The sequence below is a fragment of the Arthrobacter sp. UYNi723 genome, from assembly GCF_054057635.1.
In genome coordinates, this window is sequence record NZ_JBSRZM010000014.1 from 61,817 (window position 1) to 76,928 (window position 15,112).

The following is a 15,112-nucleotide window of genomic DNA, read 5'->3' on the forward strand; positions in this document are numbered from 1 at the left end:
ACTACTTACCGGCCACTGATGTGGCCGGTATCGGGAGCCATTGCATCGACTCCCTGACGGCCGCGCAGCGCGGCCTGCCGTGCACCTTCACGGCCAGCAAGCAGGAACGCAGTAGCGCCACCAGCTGCGATCTTCGCGGAACCCCGCGCAGCGGCGCCTGAACCGCGGCCCATGGCAGCTGCACCGCCGCGCACGGCCTGTGCAGCCTTCCCCGAAGGTGTGGCAGCCCTGTCATCACGCTGCATCTCCCCCAAAGTGCGCGTATCCGGTCCAGACTCCCCACCAGAACCCTGACCGCCGGATCCCTGGCGGGCCATGGCCCGAGACATCGGCTGACCAGCGCTCGTCCCCTGGCTCCCCCCGCCGGGACCTACCCCGGACATTGCAGCGCCGCCAGCCTGGGCCGCACCCCTTGCCGCACCACCGGAGGCACCAGCGCTGGACTGGTTCTGACTGATCCGACGATTACGGATCATCGAACCCACCGCCGCACCTGTGCCGGCTACCATCGCGGCCCCGGCAACCGAGGGACGACCGGCACCGTAGCTTGTGGCCGAGGACGGCAGGAGCGGGACGAACTTGAACAACAGCGCCGGCGAGAACGCCAGCACAAGCATTGCCGCCGCTGCCAGGAACACCGAGGACGCGTTGATCAGCGCATCATCGGTTCCCACGCCCTGGAACGCCGGACGTGAGCTGATGAAACTGAACAGCGCACCCATCAACAAAAGGATCAGCGGCTTGGACAGGGCAATCCCGAGCCACAGCGTTCCGGTCTTACTCACGCGTTCGCGGTACTGCGGGTGGATCATGAAACCGATCATCAGCGCCAGACCAACACCCAGCAGATACAGGGCGAACGGCTGCAGCGCGAACAACCCCAGCAACGCCCACGCACCAACGAACAACAACCCGAACAGCAGCACCGCCGCCAACGGGCCAAACACCCCGTTGGACTCATAGCCCGCGAACCGGGAAATCGCTGTCGCGAAGTCCATGATCTGGTTCGAGGTCCACGGAGTAAACGACTCGGTAATCTGTGTCAGCCACCCATTGATCACATATCCGATCGCCGGGCCAAACAACACCAGGACCATCGATAGCGGTCCGTACCAGAACAGCGATTGTCGGGCCGTGTCCAGGTCTATCTCCTCGTTGGAGACATCCTTGAAGAGCTTGAAATACATCAAGGCCATAATCACGATCCCCACCCCGGCAAAGATCGCCCAAAGATCCCGGAACGAGTCATCGACCTGGAACGCGGAGACCTTCATCAGATTGTTCAGAACCTCATTGGTAGCCTTCACACCCTCGTCCTTGACCGAGTTAGCGAACTTCTCAAACCCGTCCTTCGCATTGGCAATGAACGCCACCGTATCCACCGTGCCCAACACAGCCTGCCCACCAGGTGTCACCGACAAGGCCGTGCGAAGTACAACCCCGGCTAACGGAGCAAACTTCCGAAAAGCGGCTCCCCCGGCGCACCAGGTCGTGGCCGTGGGAGGTGCGCCCACACTGGCTAGCCCCGCGCAGAACGGCACGGTGTTCTTATCGTCGCTGTAGCCCAGGGACTTCTCCGGTGTCGTCAGGAACGTACCGAACGCCTTGGCAGCGACGTTCTCACAATCACTGCCGCCCATGGCCGCAAAGAACCATCCATCGCTGCAGGCCGTCTTGCCGAGCTCGCCGTTCAGCCGGTCCCGGATCCCGTTCCGCTGGTCCTCCGGCAACCCGGCGAGACGCTTCATCTGATCAGCGTTCAGCTTCTCGGTGGTGTTCACGTCATCCGCCGCGTGGGCAGTCCCCGCGAACACCACGCCGAAACCAAGGAACACAGCCAGCAGAGCGGCAACCAGCCGCAGCCTTTTACTGGCGCTTAGCGTTTGCATACTCAACCCACCCATCCCTGCTCTTGTCCTCGAAGAATGCGTTGACCAGTTCATTTCGCAGGACAGGCGTGGCTTCCTCATTCATGTCCATGAGTGTGCCGATGCTCATCGGGCCGCCGTCCTTGACCCGGTCGCCGAAGTCTTCGCCTTTCTGCACTACCGCGGCGTCAGAGATCTTCCAGTCACTGTCCCAAGAGAGTTCAAGGGTGAGCGTCTGGAAAAAGCCGCTGGGGGCCTCGTTTACTCTGGCCTCCACCCCTCCGGTGAAGACCTGGACGACGGCACGCTTCTTCTCTTCACAGCTGGCAACCCGGTACATGCCGCCGGCAGCCACATCGGAGCGGCCATACCATCCACCATCAAAAGGGGGTGCCGGAAACTCCTTGGTGTTGGCCACGACGTCGCCTTTGTAGGTTGCCTTTTCGAACCAGGGGCCGGGCTGGGATACCCCGGTGAGGGTCTTCTTCTGATCCGCCCAAGTCTTCACGTTGACGTCCATGATGAGGGGTACGTAGTTGGCGGCGGCCTGAACAGCGGAGTCGCAGGTGCCGTTGTAACCGGTGATGGTCTTGCCGTCACTTGCTTTCTTGGTCCCGCCTTCCCCGATGCTGATCTTGGAGACGGGGAACCCGAACTTGCCAGCGACGATGCTGCTGTCAGCGCCCGGTTCCCGCTGTGCGGCCTGGCCGGCCGGGCGCATGTTGATGATCACCACGGCAACAGCCGCGATGATCACCACCGCGGCGATAGCCACCAAGGCTTTCCAGTTCTTTTTCATGAGTCACAATCCATTCATTGTCGGAAGTTCGGCGCGGTCAGGAACCGCAGTCTTCGGGCCTCCAGGATCGGGGCTAGGCCCCTGCTGCGCCGGTCAGGGCGAGGATGCCGCCGATGATGACGCTGGCCCCTGCGACGGCGGCGAAGGCGACGCCGCTGCGCTTGGCGCCGTCTGCGCCGTCGGAAATGTCGTCGGAATGGCCGCGCTGGCGGGCGACGCCCCACTTGCCCAGGTTCCACAGGAACGCTGCAGTGACGAGAATCAGAACCAGTGCCCAAATACCGCCCAGGATCAGCTGAATGGCGCCTTTGAACTTCACGCCGAACACGTCGATGTTGGGCGTGACCCCATCCAGCGGGTTGTCGGCTGCTGCGGGAATGATGACTTCATTGAGGATCGTGCTGAACATGGCGTGACTTCCTATCGGTTGGAGTTGGTGGTGGGCCGATTGTCTACTTCGAGCAGGCCGGCGGCGATTTCTGCCGTGGCGCGTTCGAAGGCGCGGCGGGCCGGGTCCCCGACGAGCTGCCAGTCGATGATCGATCCGGTGTCCAAGGCCGCGTCATAAGGAATGTCGATGATCGTCCGGACGGCGGAGCCAAGCTTTTCGCGCAGGTCCGCCTGCTCAGCGGTCGAGACTTTCGCCCCGCCACCTTGGGTGACGATGACAACGGCGTTATCGACCAGGTTCTTATAGTGGGCATTCCCGGTGCGCTCACTCATGGATTCAAGCTGCTCGATCATCCGCAGCGCCGAGACAACAGCATTGCGTTTGAGCGTCGTGGGAATCACGAGCTGGTCCGTGACCTCAATCGAGGCCAGCCAGTTCGCGGAGCGGGTGTTGTTCCCCGTATCGACAATGATCGTGTCGTAGAACCGGCTGACCACCGTGTGGATCCGGTTGAACTCCTCAGCCCCGATGGACTTCATCCGGTCCGGGTCCTCATCGGAGGCCAGAACGGAGAACTGGTTCTTGCCCTGGTGGCGGGTGTAATAGGTGAAGTCGCCCTTGCGGGCTGAGATGGTCTCGAACTTCTCCAACACGTTCAGCAGGTCCCACACCGTGCGGGTGGACTCATTCGCGTTGGTTCGCACGCCGAGGGTGCCCATCATCTCGTTGATATCCCACACGATGGCGTGTTGGCCCGAGTGGATCCCGAACGTGGACCCGATGCCGACGCTGCAGGTGGTTTTCCCGACCCCGCCCAGGGGCTGGGCGACCATGATCTGCATCGGACGTGAATACACGCGTTGGATCGCGGACAGGTCCGTGCGCCGTGCCAGCTCGGCTGCGCCGACTTTGGGCTTGACCAGGCCAAAGGTAATGGCCCGCATGAATGCCTGCCATCCGGTGGCAGGCGGCAACTGATCGTTGACGTTTTCCTTCCGCAGCACCGACGCGCTGCGACGGCCGCTGACAAGAGGCCCATGCTCGCCCTCGGCGGAGGCCGCTCGCGCGGACTGGGCGGGCTCTCTGGGCGGCTGAGCCGGCACAGTCGCCTCCTGATCCGGGACCGCGCTGATGACCGGTGCTGGGGCATCCTGCCCGTTTTCCCCGGTCGTGGTCTCGTCGGGATCTGTGAGGCTGATAGGGGCGCGGGACTTACGTTCCACGCCTGACCAGTTGGTGCTCATGCGCTCTTCCTTACATTGTTGGTGTGCTCACTTCGGGAAATCTGTAATGGCCGCAGGTCTCGTGCGTCCTGGAACAGAACAGCGCCAGGGCCCCCATCGGCGGGAGACGGCGTGCTCACCGTCACCGGGGCGTCGGCCAGCGGATCCGTGAACAACGGCGCGGTGCCGAATTCATCAAGGCTCATGCTCTGGTGTCCGTTCACTGGGAGGCCTTGGAACTGATGGACGTGACCAGCCAGGGAGCGTCCTGGCCGGTGCGGTGCAGCATCATGTCCCAAGGGCCGTCGTTGGTGTAAAAAGATGCCGTGACGGTCATGGGGTTCTGTGCCTCGCGGGTGATCGATGGGCCATCAGTGATCGTGGTGATCGGCACCCGGGCAGGGTCGATGTACTTGGCATCCTCGGCGTACTCGGGCGCAAGCAACGGCGCCAGGTCGGAAAACCACTTCTTCTCTTCGACGTCTGGGCGGCCGAACAGCTTCATGGCTTTCGCTGCGGTCTCTTTGACCTTTGCCTCGGCGTTGGCGTCCCAGGTGACGTTAGGGCCGTCGTAGTGCTCTGTAGCATCGTGGCCGTCGTCGGCCGAGTGCTCACCGCTGGCCTGACCAGCGTCGGCAGTGGCCGTCTCTGACGCGGCAGGGGCCGTGCTGGCAAGGTTGGATGCTGGTTCGCCAGCGCAGCTAGCCAGCAGGAGTGTTCCAGCGATCAGGGCCGGAACGAGCGCGAGTTTACGCATCACAGGATGCCTTTCTCTTTGAGGATCGGTGTCGGGTCGATGGTGGCGTTGATCGGGATCATCGGATTAGGGAGCGCCCCGGCGTAGAACTCCATGTGCAGGTGCCGGCCGGAAACGTTGCCCGTCGCGCCCTCGGTCCCCAAAGGGGTCCCGGCGGCAACGGTGTCGCCTTCCTTGACCTTCAAGGAGCCAGCTGCCATGTGATACATGCCGATGGTGAGCTTGCCGTCCACGGTCTGGCCCGTGACACCGGTGCCGAATTGGCCCTCCAGGTTCCGGATCTTGACGATCTTCATATCCGCGACCGCCACGATCGTTCCGGCCTGCCCCGGAGTGGAGAAGTCGATGCCGTAGTGAAAGTTGGCCAGCACTCCCCCGGCCGTGCCGGGAGGAGCTGGACGCGGGCCGTAACCGCTGGTCATCACGGCATCAGGGAGGGGTTTGACCCAGTTGCCGGCAAGGTCTCCAACCACTGCGTTGCCCTCAGCCGGGCAGACACCGGACGGATCAACCTGGGCAGCTGCTTCGCCGCCCAGGGACTCGACGATTTCCGTGGCCTGGGCCCGGAACCGCGTGTAGTGGTTCGGGTCCGCGTTGCGCTGGGTCCGGTGGATCGCAATGGTTGGCTCCAGCGACTCCCAGCCCTCCACACGCTGGAGCGCCTTGAAGAAGTTCGTTGAACTGATGTGAGGATCCATCCGGTCCTCATAGGACCCCCACCCGGCCGCACGCTGCTGGAACAGCCCACGGGAATCCGGACCGGCGCCATCCCCAAAATCGATGACCCGCAACGTGGACTCGCCAATGGCTGCCTGCACACCGATCAGCTGAGCCGCGACAGGCATCCCAAGATCTGCAGCAGCTTTCATAATCGCTGCCGCGTTCTTCATCTGCTCACCATCGAACCCAGCCACTGTGCTGCCAGAGACCGGTGACGTTGCGGATACCGCTGAGGTACCAGGCGCCACACAGGCGGAAGCGGCCTGTGCCGGAGTCCCTCCGTCATCGAGGACCACGACAACAAAACCGAGTGCCAGGGCAGTTGTAGCGGCAACAGGAACGATGACTTTTCGAAACGCCTTTCCTGCAACGGCTTTTGCTGCCCCAGCTGCAGCGATACCCACTAGGAAGTCCGCCTGATCCCGTTGGTTCGAAACCAGGAATCTTTGAGGTTTATGGGGGGCCGTGTTGCGTGCTTGAGGGGAACTCCATGGAGCAGTGGATCTTCGGTCACGGGCCAGTTCCTGGAAAAGAGCAGCGTCTCCATGTGAAATCCCCTCGTTTCGGCTGGTGGCTTCGGCCGCCGCTCAATGCGGATCACGTGACTCCCCCTTCGATGCTCACGCGTCGGCTAGCTCAATCAACGATACACGCCTGTAGTGAACATGTACAACGCCTGTAGTGGGCATGCATTGTTCATATATCAGGGCTGAGGGGACGTTACGATGATTTGGCTTCGTTCCTCGCCCTGGAACGCGGCGGGAGGGTGAGACCTAATGCTGACGACACGGCGGGGCCTGGCCGGCCTGGCGTTCCTTCTGCCGGCTGCCGGGCTATCGGGGTTCGCGGTTGTCATGGCCCGCAAGATCGTCAAACGGGGACCAAAGGACTACCGTCGAGCTCAACTGACAGATGATGGCCGCAGAGTCCGCATCGATTTGGACGACTACACCAAAGCCCCGGGCGACTTTGGCGTGTTCGACCCCGCGACACAGAAGTACACGAGAGTCGGCGAGGTCACGCTGATCAATGAGGATCAAAAGTACGTAGAACGGCGGATTGATCCTCTTGGGTCCGCGCCGGGACGTCTGGGGCCAATCGTCGATTGGACTCCGGACGTGTTTTTCGAGCCCTCTACTGTCGGCGGACGGTTCGAAGAGGTGCACGTCCCCACCGCGTACGGTGCGGCGCCTGCATGGCTATTTGAAGCTGAGAACACGGACGTATGGGTGATCCATATCCATGGCAGCTGGACAGACCGCTCGATCATGTTTCGGGACGTCCACGCATTCAGTTCTTTAGGATTCACCTCCTTGGTCCCCACATTTCGCAGCGACCTGGAGGTCAGCCCACCACAGGCCGAATCGAGCCACCTAGGGCAAACGGAGTGGCGTGACGTGGAAAGCGCTGTGTCCTACGCCGTCGCTCGTGGAGCCAGGCGGATCATCCTCTCGGGCTGGTCAATGGGTGGGACCATTGCGCTGCTGACAGCGGAGCGCAGCGCCCATCGGGACCGGATCGTCGGAGTCGTCCTGGTAGGGCCGGTCACGAGTTGGCGCAAGACCATCACGGCGGGGGCGGTGCGGGCTGGCGTGCCGGCGATTGGTGCCGGCCTTGTCATGTGCCTGTTGCAGGCTCCCCCGTTCGCGAGGATGCTCGGGTTGGAGGAACCGATCGATTTCGATGCACTTGAATGGGTCGATTTACCTAACCGGGTGGCAGTCCCGACGCTGGTCCTACACTCCTACACAGATCAAGAGGTTCCATGGGAGATCTCAGCGGCGTTCCAACGCGCGAATCCTGACACCGTCACCCTGATTCCCCTACCTGAGGCGCATCATACCCAGGAGTGGAATGCCTCGCCCCGTACCTTCTCCAACGAACTGACGGCTTGGGTCAGCAAAACGATCTTGGCTGAGCAGGGCTAGGGCTGTGCGTCTAGCTTGGCCTCAATTTTGCTGATTCTGCCCTGAACAGACTCCGGGAACATCGTCATGTTCCCCCGCTGGTAGTTGTGCAGAACGATGAGGCTTTTGTAGACCCCGTTTTCGAGCGTTTCATTGAAAAGGTCCCACGCCGGACTGACTCGGGATTGATCTGCATTTACCCGGATCCTCAACGCAGAAAGCCAGAGTGCATCGATCATCCAGAACCGCAATTTCGGGAGCTGCTTCGACAGGAAAAGAATCAGCCACCCCGCCGCCGTCACCGAGAGTCCTACATAGAAAAGGCGGTCAAACCAGGATCCGATCGCTTGGGCGAAGGCGTCCCAGGGCGAGAAATGGAACAGCACCACGTACGTAATGTGGCACGAACAAGCCGCCGCAACCACGAGCAGGCCCGCTGAGAATGTTGCATACGGGCCCCGCGCCTTGTGCCGAAGCATGTAGATGATCCTGAGCAAGGTGAACAACAACGCGAGCATGTACGTGCCGCTGTACGTGGCAGTTGCGAGCTGGTCCATGCGGGTATCAATGAAGTCCGCAGCTGTTGGAGCTTTGTCCTTAATCAGGGCGAAGCTGACAATCATGATGGGAATGCTCAGCAACGGGGCGTAGTAGGTCCATCTGACAATGGGTACGTTCGCTAAACGCCGCACGCTGTCGTTGAAGAAAAAGATCGCCAGTAGCGCGAAGATGGCTTGAAGCAGATTCGTCACGTTGATGCCACCGAGGTAGCTGTCGATGACCTCCAGCGGTGTAACCGTTCCCAGGACATAGAGCGCCGTCAGGCCGAACATCGAAGCCAGCCACGACGCCCGGGATTCCGCCACCTTCACCACCGAAGGGATCCGAAGAAGGCATAGGGCACTCAGCAGCGCAAAGAGCAACAGTTTCATAGTCTAGCTGAGGAAAGGATCAGGATCGGACGAGTTGCGTGCACGGGTCTTCTTCGACATCTCGAAAGCGAAATCCTCCACCCACCGTTCGACAGGATGATTCGGAACGGACCGGCAGGTAACGCTAATTGCGTCCGCGGTTTCCCTCAGCATCTCTTCAGAGAGATCCGGCAGAGCCAGGGGAATCCGAAAGCTCTCCAAGTAGATGTGTCCGAGCTCGTGATAGATGCAGTGAAGTTTGTATTGCCGCGACTTCTGCGGGGGGAAGTAGACGTTTATGCAATCTTCAAATTCGGCTTTGAAGGCCGTCAGCGCACCCCAGGACTCCTTGTACTCGATCAGATTGATCGGCTTCTCACAGATCAGGGTCAAGCGGTCGATAACTTCCTTCATCGACATCGTGCCGTCTCCGCATAACTCCCGGACCTTTTCCGGGACCGGCGGGAGAGCCATTCACTCGTCGCCTTTCATCGATGCATCGATGATCCTGGTGATCGTCCTCAGTGTTTCTGGCGAGGTGGCCCCCAGGTTTCTTGCGGCAAAGTTCTTCACCTTGAGCTTCCGCATCTGCACAAGGAATTCCATGCGCGCTTCTACCTCGGGAGGAGTCTCGCTGTTGAGATCACACAGATAACTGGCTGGTACGGCAAAAACGAACTCTGCTATGCCCTTCAGCAGTTCTTGATCCGTCACCAGGCTGCCAGTGCCATTGATCAAGTAGGACCACCGTGTCCGCGACAGGTGGATTCCGTGGGCGGAAAGTGCTTCTTCAACATGAGGGTAAGTGAGCGCAGTGTTGTTATCTGCCTCCCAGATATCCACCAGGATGCCCATGCGATCCGCTAGCCGCTCTTTCTTCTGTTGCTGCGTAAGAAACACGCTGCGGCCCCCATTTGCCATCTATCCAGCTCCTTAGCCAAGCTCAGCCACTTGTGTAGGCCGCCACACAGAGTAGGCGGGCAGCTGACACAAGAGATGTTACCCGATGCCTACCGCAGGGTACAGGCAGTGAGTTGTGCATGTGCGGAGCATGTATGTAGTCTGTCGCTTGCTTGGTCTTTTTAAAGAAGCAATGGGTTCCACCGCGACAGGACCTGTAGACCTACAGGTTCTCCCAAACCGAAGTGAGGGTGATGACATGGAGGAATACCGCCCACCCAAACTGATCGGTAAGAAGGCGCCAATGAACTGCCTTGTACTCCCAGATCAGCATTACACCGCCTGGACGGCGACGCAGCGGTACAACATGTCCTTCGGTGAGTATGTCGGCGCTTTGATAGACCGCGCGGCAGGGCGTCCCAACAAGCTTGATGGAATGCAACGGGGGGGATTGCCAATTGAAGAGTCTTAGGACACCAAAAAGCCACACATGCTGAAAAGAGCGACACGCCGCCACCGCGTGCAGGGTTTTGTTTATCAAACCGCCAGGACGCTGAAGTATCTGGAACAGGGACTGGGGGTCATTGCGGGCGACGTTCCATTAGGTGAACGCCGTGGCCGTGCACCCCGATACTCCCTCAACGAGAACAAGGTTCGTGAGGCAAATCGCTGCCCTGCAGGCGCGCCTCTTGGACTAGGTCGGCGGCGACACGCCGAGCGGCGGTACCGGTATCGGGGGGAAATTAAGTGAAGGATGAGGATATGAGCGCATACAGCCCGTACGCCACGCCGAAGCTAGACGGCAATCGAGTAGCCCTGCGGGGACGCATCTATCCCGATCAGCACAAGCGCGCCCATGAAGCCGCACAGCAGCATGGGCTTTCCCTGAGCGACTATCTGGGTGCGCTCATTGACCGTGACAACGGTCTGCCCAACAAACTTGACGACGCAAACCAGGAGGCTCTGCCTATCAGTCGCATGGCTTCTTAAACGAAAGACGGCCCGCTTTCGCGGGCCGTCGCAAGTTTCTCGTTCAGATCCAAATCTTGGCGGATACCGATCTGAACATTTCCAACACCCACCCAGTGGGTGGATCTTGTCGTACCCATCCAGTGGAGAGGAACTGGTCTCATCGTACCTGAACCCGATTCTGAGTCAATGCAGGCTATACCGAGTGTCGGCTGTCAAGTCACACCTGAGCAGTCGTGGATCCTCGCTCCGCTCATCGCCGGGCAGCCGTCATATCGGCTGGGCAGATGGATAGGTGACCGCTTCCAGTATCCCCGTCCCAAAACCGCACCCAGGATCACAACGACCGTACCTACGCGGCCGGCAGCTGTCATGGTCCACGGAGTGGATGGCAGCGTAGCCACGCTCTGCCTGGACCTTGACACCTCCAAAGCGCTCAAGGCTGTAGTAGACGACGATGCAACACGCCTGGGTAGCCTCCTGGACGAGTGCGGACTTCGGTGGATGGAAGACTTCTCCCCCAGTGGCGGCCGCCACCTCTATGTACCCCTGGCCGAGAGGATGGACGGCGCCGCTGCGCGTGAGCTTGTTGAAGCGTTAGGGCTCCGGACTCCCAGCCTTGACCCAAGCCCCCACCAGAACGTGACGGACGGTTGCATCCGTGTTCCGGGCAGTCGGCACAAGTCCGGTGGACACCAGGTCCTCATCACTCCCCTATCGTCGGCCTACGACACTATGCGCCGCCGCAATCCCGAGGTCGCCATGGGCCGCCTCCGCAAGATTCTCGCGCCCGAGCTGCGCCGGCTCCGGGAATTGAAAGCGCGTGCAGCAAAGACGACACGCGGAATCACTCAGGGGCCCGTTTCCCTGGTGCCGGTGTCGGCAGGCAGCGACGCTCCCCTGCGCCGGATCGCCCGCAACGGACTGTACGACGCCGCACAGTACAAAAGCCCCTCAGAAGCCCGCATGGCCGTCCTCAACCATTTTGCCGCTTGCCGCTGGACCCTGGACCAGGTTCGCGCCGGCATCACAGGGCAGTTCCCTGGCCTCGCGGCACTGTATGGCACAGAGGCAAAACGGGGCCGGCTACTCGAGGCCGAGTGGGCCAACGCCGTCGACTGGACCCAAAAAGGCGGCTCCGCACCGGCTGGGAGAAGGAATGCGTTTATTAACGACACAAGCCCGACTAAACCCACAGGGGGGGCAGCTGGCTCAGCCAGCAAAGCAGGCATCCACCAACTTGTGAATGATCTTGAAAATGTTCTGTACGGAGTTCTGGACCACCGCATGATGAAGCTCGGCAGGGAGTCCTTGGGTTTGCGATTCGTGTTCCGGTCTCTTCTGGGATACATGAGGACGAAGGAAACAGATCTACTGGACGTCGGCTGCCGCACTCTGGCCATAGCCTTGGGAAAACATCACGCCACAATTGCCAGACTCCTTCCTCGACTCGTTCAGATCTCCGACGGGATTATCACCAAGGTCGCAGATGCCCGGCGCCGCTCCGCAGATGTGTACCTGATCCAGCTGCCGGCCCACTACCAGCAGCTGGCCCGAGAACTGAGCTGGCGCAAAGGCAAGATCCACGGCATACGCCACGTCTTCCGAGCCCTGGGAGAACCCGCTGCCCTCGTCTACGAAGCCATCGAACGCGGCCGCTACTCCCCCACCACCGCCGACATCATCCGGGCAACCGGCATCAGCCGCTCAGCCGTGGAAAGCGCGCTGGCGGAAATGAGCGCTTTGAGGATGGTCCATCGCGACGCCCGGAGTTGGCGCCTGACCGCCACAACCAATCTCAGTCAACTGGCCGTGCGGCTGGGCGTCATGGACGACGTACAGGCCCAAATCAGCCTCTACAGACAACAGCGCGCCGCATGGCACGCCTACCTGGATCGTTTCCTGGACCAAGCGATCACAGAAATGTCTCTTCACGACACAGAACGCGAGGAACACTGGATCCCACCGGACGATGACATTGCAGGTTCTCTATGGGAAGCAGCCTGAGACTACTGCCCCTGAGCTGACCACTGGGTTCACCATCTTCACAGGCTTCACAAGTGAATACGTAAAGACAAGTAATTCCAGAAAAGCCAGCTTCACTGGGTTCACCATCTTCACAGGCTTCACAAGTGAATACGTAAAGACAAGTAATTCCAGAAAAGCCAGCTTCACTGGGTACACCATCTTCACAAGTTAAAAAAGAGAAGACACGGAACCCAGCTTAACAAGCAAAACCAGAGTTGCTGGCTACGCTGGAATCACTTTGGAAGGGGAACTTGATGAAACTCGATCTGGACCGCGGTGCCCTTAGTCGCGTTATCGCGGTAATCAACGGCAAAGGCGGGGTCTTCAAGACCAGCCTGGTGGCGAACGTAGGCGGACTCCTGGCCGAGGGCGGCTCGCGTGTGCTCCTCGTGGACCTTGACCCTCAGGGCAACCTCGCTGAGGACCTTGGCTACGCCGACCAAGGCGACGGCGGTAGGAGCCTGGCGGCCTCGCTATGCTTCGGAGGAGACCCAGACCTGCTGCTGGGCATCCGCCCCAACCTGGACGTCATTGCCGGAGGTCCCCACCTCGACGATGCCGCCGCATTCCTCGGAGCCAAGGCCCAGAAGGACCGCGACGCTGCACAGCTGGCCCTGGCTAAACTGCTTGCCAGCGTTGCGGGGGAGTACGACCTGGTTCTGCTCGACTGTCCGCCAGGGAATGAGCCACTGCAGGCGGCAGCGGTGGCAGCTGCCCGGTATGCAGTAGTGCCGCTGAAGACAGATATGTCTAGCCGTAAGGGCGTCGCCGCGGTCGCAGCACGCATGGATAGCGTTGTCGGACTCAACCCGTCGCTGGACCTCTTGGGCGTCGTCCTGGTAGGTACAGGCACGAATTCAAAGCAGGTCCACAAGGTCACCCGAGACCACCTCACAGCAGATTTTGGCACAGACGAGGTGCTGTTCCCGATGACCATTCGCCACGCGGAGGCAACCGCCCAGGCCTGCCGGGAGCGTGGACTACTGGCCCACGAGCTCGAGCGGGAGCTCAGCAAGGGGCCGAAATGGTGGGAGGTCCTACGCGGGGAAGCGAAAGCCGGCAATGCAGGGCCAAAGTCGGCCTCCAGTGTGGCCGAAGACCTCCACGCAGTAGCCATGGAAGTGACCCGACGCATCGCCGTCGCAGAATCTCAGGAGGTCAACGCGTGAGCGCAGAACCCACACCCAGCCGGCCCGCGCTCGGCCTGCCCCCGAAACGCACCGCTGCACCCGCCTCGGAGGCGCCCCTAGCACGAATGCTCCCCGGACACCGGCCGGAGATGCCAAAAAAGGTCGAAAGCAAAGACACCGAAATAGCGAACATGACCGTGAGCATCCCGGCCGCGCTCCGTAACCGGGCGCGGGCCGCGTACCGGGCGACCAGCTACGCCGAAGGGGATAACACCTGGAGCCATTTCGTGGCCAAGGCCATCGAAGCAGAGACGGCCCGTCGCGAAGCCGAGCACAACGAGGGCGGAATGTACCCGTCCTGGGGTGAGAACCTTCCCGGGGGCCGGCGGCTCAAGGACGGCTGACCAGACCGGTCGCCGGACCAGATCACAGACTCGCCGGCCACCTGGGAGGGACACGCCTCCATCACTAGGTTGCTGTACTGGACCGTCCACGCGTGTCAATAACGACCCTTACTGACTGGCTCCGACAGTGCCATCGCAGGCGGTAGCGGCTCGCTGGCAAAGGACCGGCAGCAAATGTCCCGTGGTGGCCTGTAGCTGGGCGTCGACACGCCGAAAATCGACCTACCAGCACATTCGAGTCGAAGTGGTCAGAACTCGAGTTCGATACCAAAGTTGGCCGAAAGCTATGGGGGAGCGTTTTTGACCGTCTGTTTGGGGTATACCCCAGGATGACGTCAGGATAGGAACGGACTTCCATGTCAGGCTGGGGTGGGTGCGTAATTTATTGACACCCGTGGCTGGGGGTCCTAGAGTTCAACCTGACACTCTTCGTTAGGAACGCATTATGGCCGGGCAGCGCATCGGATACATCAGGGTCAGCAGCCTGGACCAGAACACACAGCGCCAGCTCGAGGGTGTTCAGCTGGAGAGGATCTTCACGGACAAGGCCTCGGGTAAGGACACCAAACGCCCCCAGCTCGATGAGCTGCTGCGCTTTATCCGGGACGGCGACACCCTCGTGGTGCACAGCATGGACCGGCTCGCCCGGAACCTGGACGATCTCCGGTCCCTGGTGCAGAAGCTCACGAGGAAAGGTGTCCGGATTGAGTTCGTCAAGGAAAACCTGACCTTCACGGGCGAGGACTCACCCCTGGCGAACCTGATGCTCTCCGTCATGGGCGCCTTCGCCGAATTTGAACGGGCCCTGATCGGTGAACGCCAGCGCGAAGGGATCACCCTGGCCAAGGCGCGCGGAGCCTACCGTGGACGCAGGAAAGCACTCTCGCCCGAGAAGGCAGGGGAGTTACGGACGCGGGCCGGTGCGGGGGAGCAGAAGACCGGCCTCGCCCGCGAATTCGGTATCAGCCGCGAAACCCTCTACCAATACCTCAAGGCAGACAGCTGAAGACCCTCCTTGCAGGTGATCATGATGACCCATGGTCACCGACGACGCGCCGCCGCACCCGCGGGGCGCCGGCTGGGATCCGATGGACGGAAATTTTTC

The 15,112-nt window shown here is 61.0% G+C and carries 16 protein-coding genes; 7 read left to right on the top strand and 9 right to left on the bottom strand.

What is annotated here, in order from left to right:
• Positions 1-5: 5 nt before the first annotated feature.
• The 6 genes from ACVWY0_RS12385 to ACVWY0_RS12410 all read right to left on the bottom strand — a co-directional run bounded on the left by ACVWY0_RS12385 (position 6) and on the right by ACVWY0_RS12410 (position 5,928).
• On the bottom strand, positions 6-1,781 hold the full coding sequence (locus ACVWY0_RS12385) for a hypothetical protein (protein ID WP_485836960.1): 1,776 nt from the start codon (positions 1,779-1,781) through the stop codon (positions 6-8).
• A gap of 85 nt (positions 1,782-1,866) precedes the next feature.
• The gene (locus tag ACVWY0_RS12390) at positions 1,867-2,667 is read right to left on the bottom strand and encodes a hypothetical protein (RefSeq protein ID WP_485836961.1); all 801 of its coding nucleotides are present in this window, start codon (positions 2,665-2,667) and stop codon (positions 1,867-1,869) included.
• Positions 2,668-2,740: 73 nt separating this feature from the next.
• Complete coding sequence (locus ACVWY0_RS12395) at positions 2,741-3,076, bottom strand: hypothetical protein (protein WP_485836962.1); 336 nt, start codon at positions 3,074-3,076, stop codon at positions 2,741-2,743.
• A gap of 11 nt (positions 3,077-3,087) precedes the next feature.
• A complete protein-coding gene (locus ACVWY0_RS12400; protein ID WP_485836963.1) occupies positions 3,088-4,302 on the bottom strand; it encodes a MinD/ParA family ATP-binding protein in 1,215 nt (404 codons plus the stop codon).
• 199 nt (positions 4,303-4,501) lie between these two features.
• Positions 4,502-5,038, bottom strand: coding sequence for a hypothetical protein (locus ACVWY0_RS12405; protein WP_485836964.1), 537 nt, complete (start codon positions 5,036-5,038; stop codon positions 4,502-4,504).
• A complete protein-coding gene (locus ACVWY0_RS12410; protein ID WP_485836965.1) occupies positions 5,038-5,928 on the bottom strand; it encodes a M23 family metallopeptidase in 891 nt (296 codons plus the stop codon). The genes ACVWY0_RS12405 and ACVWY0_RS12410 overlap by 1 nt, the downstream gene beginning before the upstream one ends.
• A 606-nt stretch (positions 5,929-6,534) precedes the next feature.
• Here ACVWY0_RS12410 and ACVWY0_RS12415 point away from each other — a divergent pair.
• Entirely contained in the window at positions 6,535-7,686 is a 1,152-nt protein-coding gene (locus ACVWY0_RS12415) for an alpha/beta hydrolase family protein (RefSeq protein WP_485836966.1), read from the top strand.
• Here the strand turns inward: ACVWY0_RS12415 and ACVWY0_RS12420 are convergent.
• The 3 genes from ACVWY0_RS12420 to ACVWY0_RS12430 are packed head-to-tail and all read right to left on the bottom strand — an operon-like array spanning position 7,683 to position 9,497.
• On the bottom strand, positions 7,683-8,597 hold the full coding sequence (locus ACVWY0_RS12420; RefSeq protein WP_485836967.1) for a hypothetical protein: 915 nt from the start codon (positions 8,595-8,597) through the stop codon (positions 7,683-7,685). The genes ACVWY0_RS12415 and ACVWY0_RS12420 overlap by 4 nt on opposite strands.
• Before the next feature lie 3 nt (positions 8,598-8,600).
• A complete protein-coding gene (locus ACVWY0_RS12425; RefSeq protein ID WP_485836968.1) occupies positions 8,601-9,050 on the bottom strand; it encodes a hypothetical protein in 450 nt (149 codons plus the stop codon).
• The gene (locus ACVWY0_RS12430; protein WP_485836969.1) at positions 9,051-9,497 is read right to left on the bottom strand and encodes a hypothetical protein; all 447 of its coding nucleotides are present in this window, start codon (positions 9,495-9,497) and stop codon (positions 9,051-9,053) included.
• Between the two features lie 238 nt (positions 9,498-9,735).
• On the opposite strand from ACVWY0_RS12430, the gene ACVWY0_RS12435 reads away from it, so the two are divergent.
• The 6 genes from ACVWY0_RS12435 (at position 9,736) to ACVWY0_RS12460 (ending at position 15,013) form a co-directional block, all read left to right on the top strand.
• Positions 9,736-9,948 (top strand): hypothetical protein, encoded by a 213-nt coding sequence (locus ACVWY0_RS12435; RefSeq protein WP_485836970.1) that lies wholly within the window; start codon positions 9,736-9,738, stop codon positions 9,946-9,948.
• Positions 9,949-10,238: 290 nt separating this feature from the next.
• A complete protein-coding gene (locus tag ACVWY0_RS12440) occupies positions 10,239-10,466 on the top strand; it encodes a hypothetical protein (protein WP_282331177.1) in 228 nt (75 codons plus the stop codon).
• 714 nt (positions 10,467-11,180) lie between these two features.
• Positions 11,181-12,452: a LexA family transcriptional regulator gene (locus tag ACVWY0_RS12445; protein ID WP_485836971.1), complete on the top strand. Its 1,272-nt coding sequence runs from the start codon at positions 11,181-11,183 to the stop codon at positions 12,450-12,452.
• 275 nt (positions 12,453-12,727) lie between these two features.
• Positions 12,728-13,642 carry a ParA family protein gene (locus tag ACVWY0_RS12450; protein ID WP_485836972.1) on the top strand — a complete coding sequence of 305 codons (915 nt, stop codon included), beginning with the start codon at positions 12,728-12,730 and terminating at the stop codon, positions 13,640-13,642.
• Positions 13,639-14,007, top strand: a complete 369-nt coding sequence (locus tag ACVWY0_RS12455) for a hypothetical protein (protein WP_485836973.1) — start codon at positions 13,639-13,641, stop codon at positions 14,005-14,007. The genes ACVWY0_RS12450 and ACVWY0_RS12455 overlap by 4 nt, the downstream gene beginning before the upstream one ends.
• A gap of 445 nt (positions 14,008-14,452) precedes the next feature.
• Positions 14,453-15,013 (top strand): recombinase family protein, encoded by a 561-nt coding sequence (locus tag ACVWY0_RS12460; RefSeq protein ID WP_485836974.1) that lies wholly within the window; start codon positions 14,453-14,455, stop codon positions 15,011-15,013.
• The last annotated feature ends 99 nt before the right edge of the window (positions 15,014-15,112 follow it).

Bases quoted from the DNA above. Each gene is read 5' to 3' on its own strand.
- ACVWY0_RS12390 (WP_485836961.1), bottom strand. From the start codon at position 2,667: ATGAAAAAGAACTGGAAAGCCTTGGTGGCTATCGCCGCGGTGGTGATC.
- ACVWY0_RS12395 (WP_485836962.1), bottom strand. From the start codon at position 3,076: ATGTTCAGCACGATCCTCAATGAAGTCATCATTCCCGCAGCAGCCGAC.
- ACVWY0_RS12400 (WP_485836963.1), bottom strand. From the start codon at position 4,302: ATGAGCACCAACTGGTCAGGCGTGGAACGTAAGTCCCGCGCCCCTATC.
- ACVWY0_RS12405 (WP_485836964.1), bottom strand. From the start codon at position 5,038: ATGCGTAAACTCGCGCTCGTTCCGGCCCTGATCGCTGGAACACTCCTG.
- ACVWY0_RS12410 (WP_485836965.1), bottom strand. From the start codon at position 5,928: ATGAAGAACGCGGCAGCGATTATGAAAGCTGCTGCAGATCTTGGGATG.
- ACVWY0_RS12415 (WP_485836966.1), top strand. From the start codon at position 6,535: ATGCTGACGACACGGCGGGGCCTGGCCGGCCTGGCGTTCCTTCTGCCG.
- ACVWY0_RS12420 (WP_485836967.1), bottom strand. From the start codon at position 8,597: ATGAAACTGTTGCTCTTTGCGCTGCTGAGTGCCCTATGCCTTCTTCGG.
- ACVWY0_RS12425 (WP_485836968.1), bottom strand. From the start codon at position 9,050: ATGGCTCTCCCGCCGGTCCCGGAAAAGGTCCGGGAGTTATGCGGAGAC.
- ACVWY0_RS12430 (WP_485836969.1), bottom strand. From the start codon at position 9,497: ATGGCAAATGGGGGCCGCAGCGTGTTTCTTACGCAGCAACAGAAGAAA.
- ACVWY0_RS12435 (WP_485836970.1), top strand. From the start codon at position 9,736: ATGGAGGAATACCGCCCACCCAAACTGATCGGTAAGAAGGCGCCAATG.
- ACVWY0_RS12440 (WP_282331177.1), top strand. From the start codon at position 10,239: ATGAGCGCATACAGCCCGTACGCCACGCCGAAGCTAGACGGCAATCGA.
- ACVWY0_RS12445 (WP_485836971.1), top strand. From the start codon at position 11,181: ATGCGCCGCCGCAATCCCGAGGTCGCCATGGGCCGCCTCCGCAAGATT.
- ACVWY0_RS12450 (WP_485836972.1), top strand. From the start codon at position 12,728: ATGAAACTCGATCTGGACCGCGGTGCCCTTAGTCGCGTTATCGCGGTA.
- ACVWY0_RS12460 (WP_485836974.1), top strand. From the start codon at position 14,453: ATGGCCGGGCAGCGCATCGGATACATCAGGGTCAGCAGCCTGGACCAG.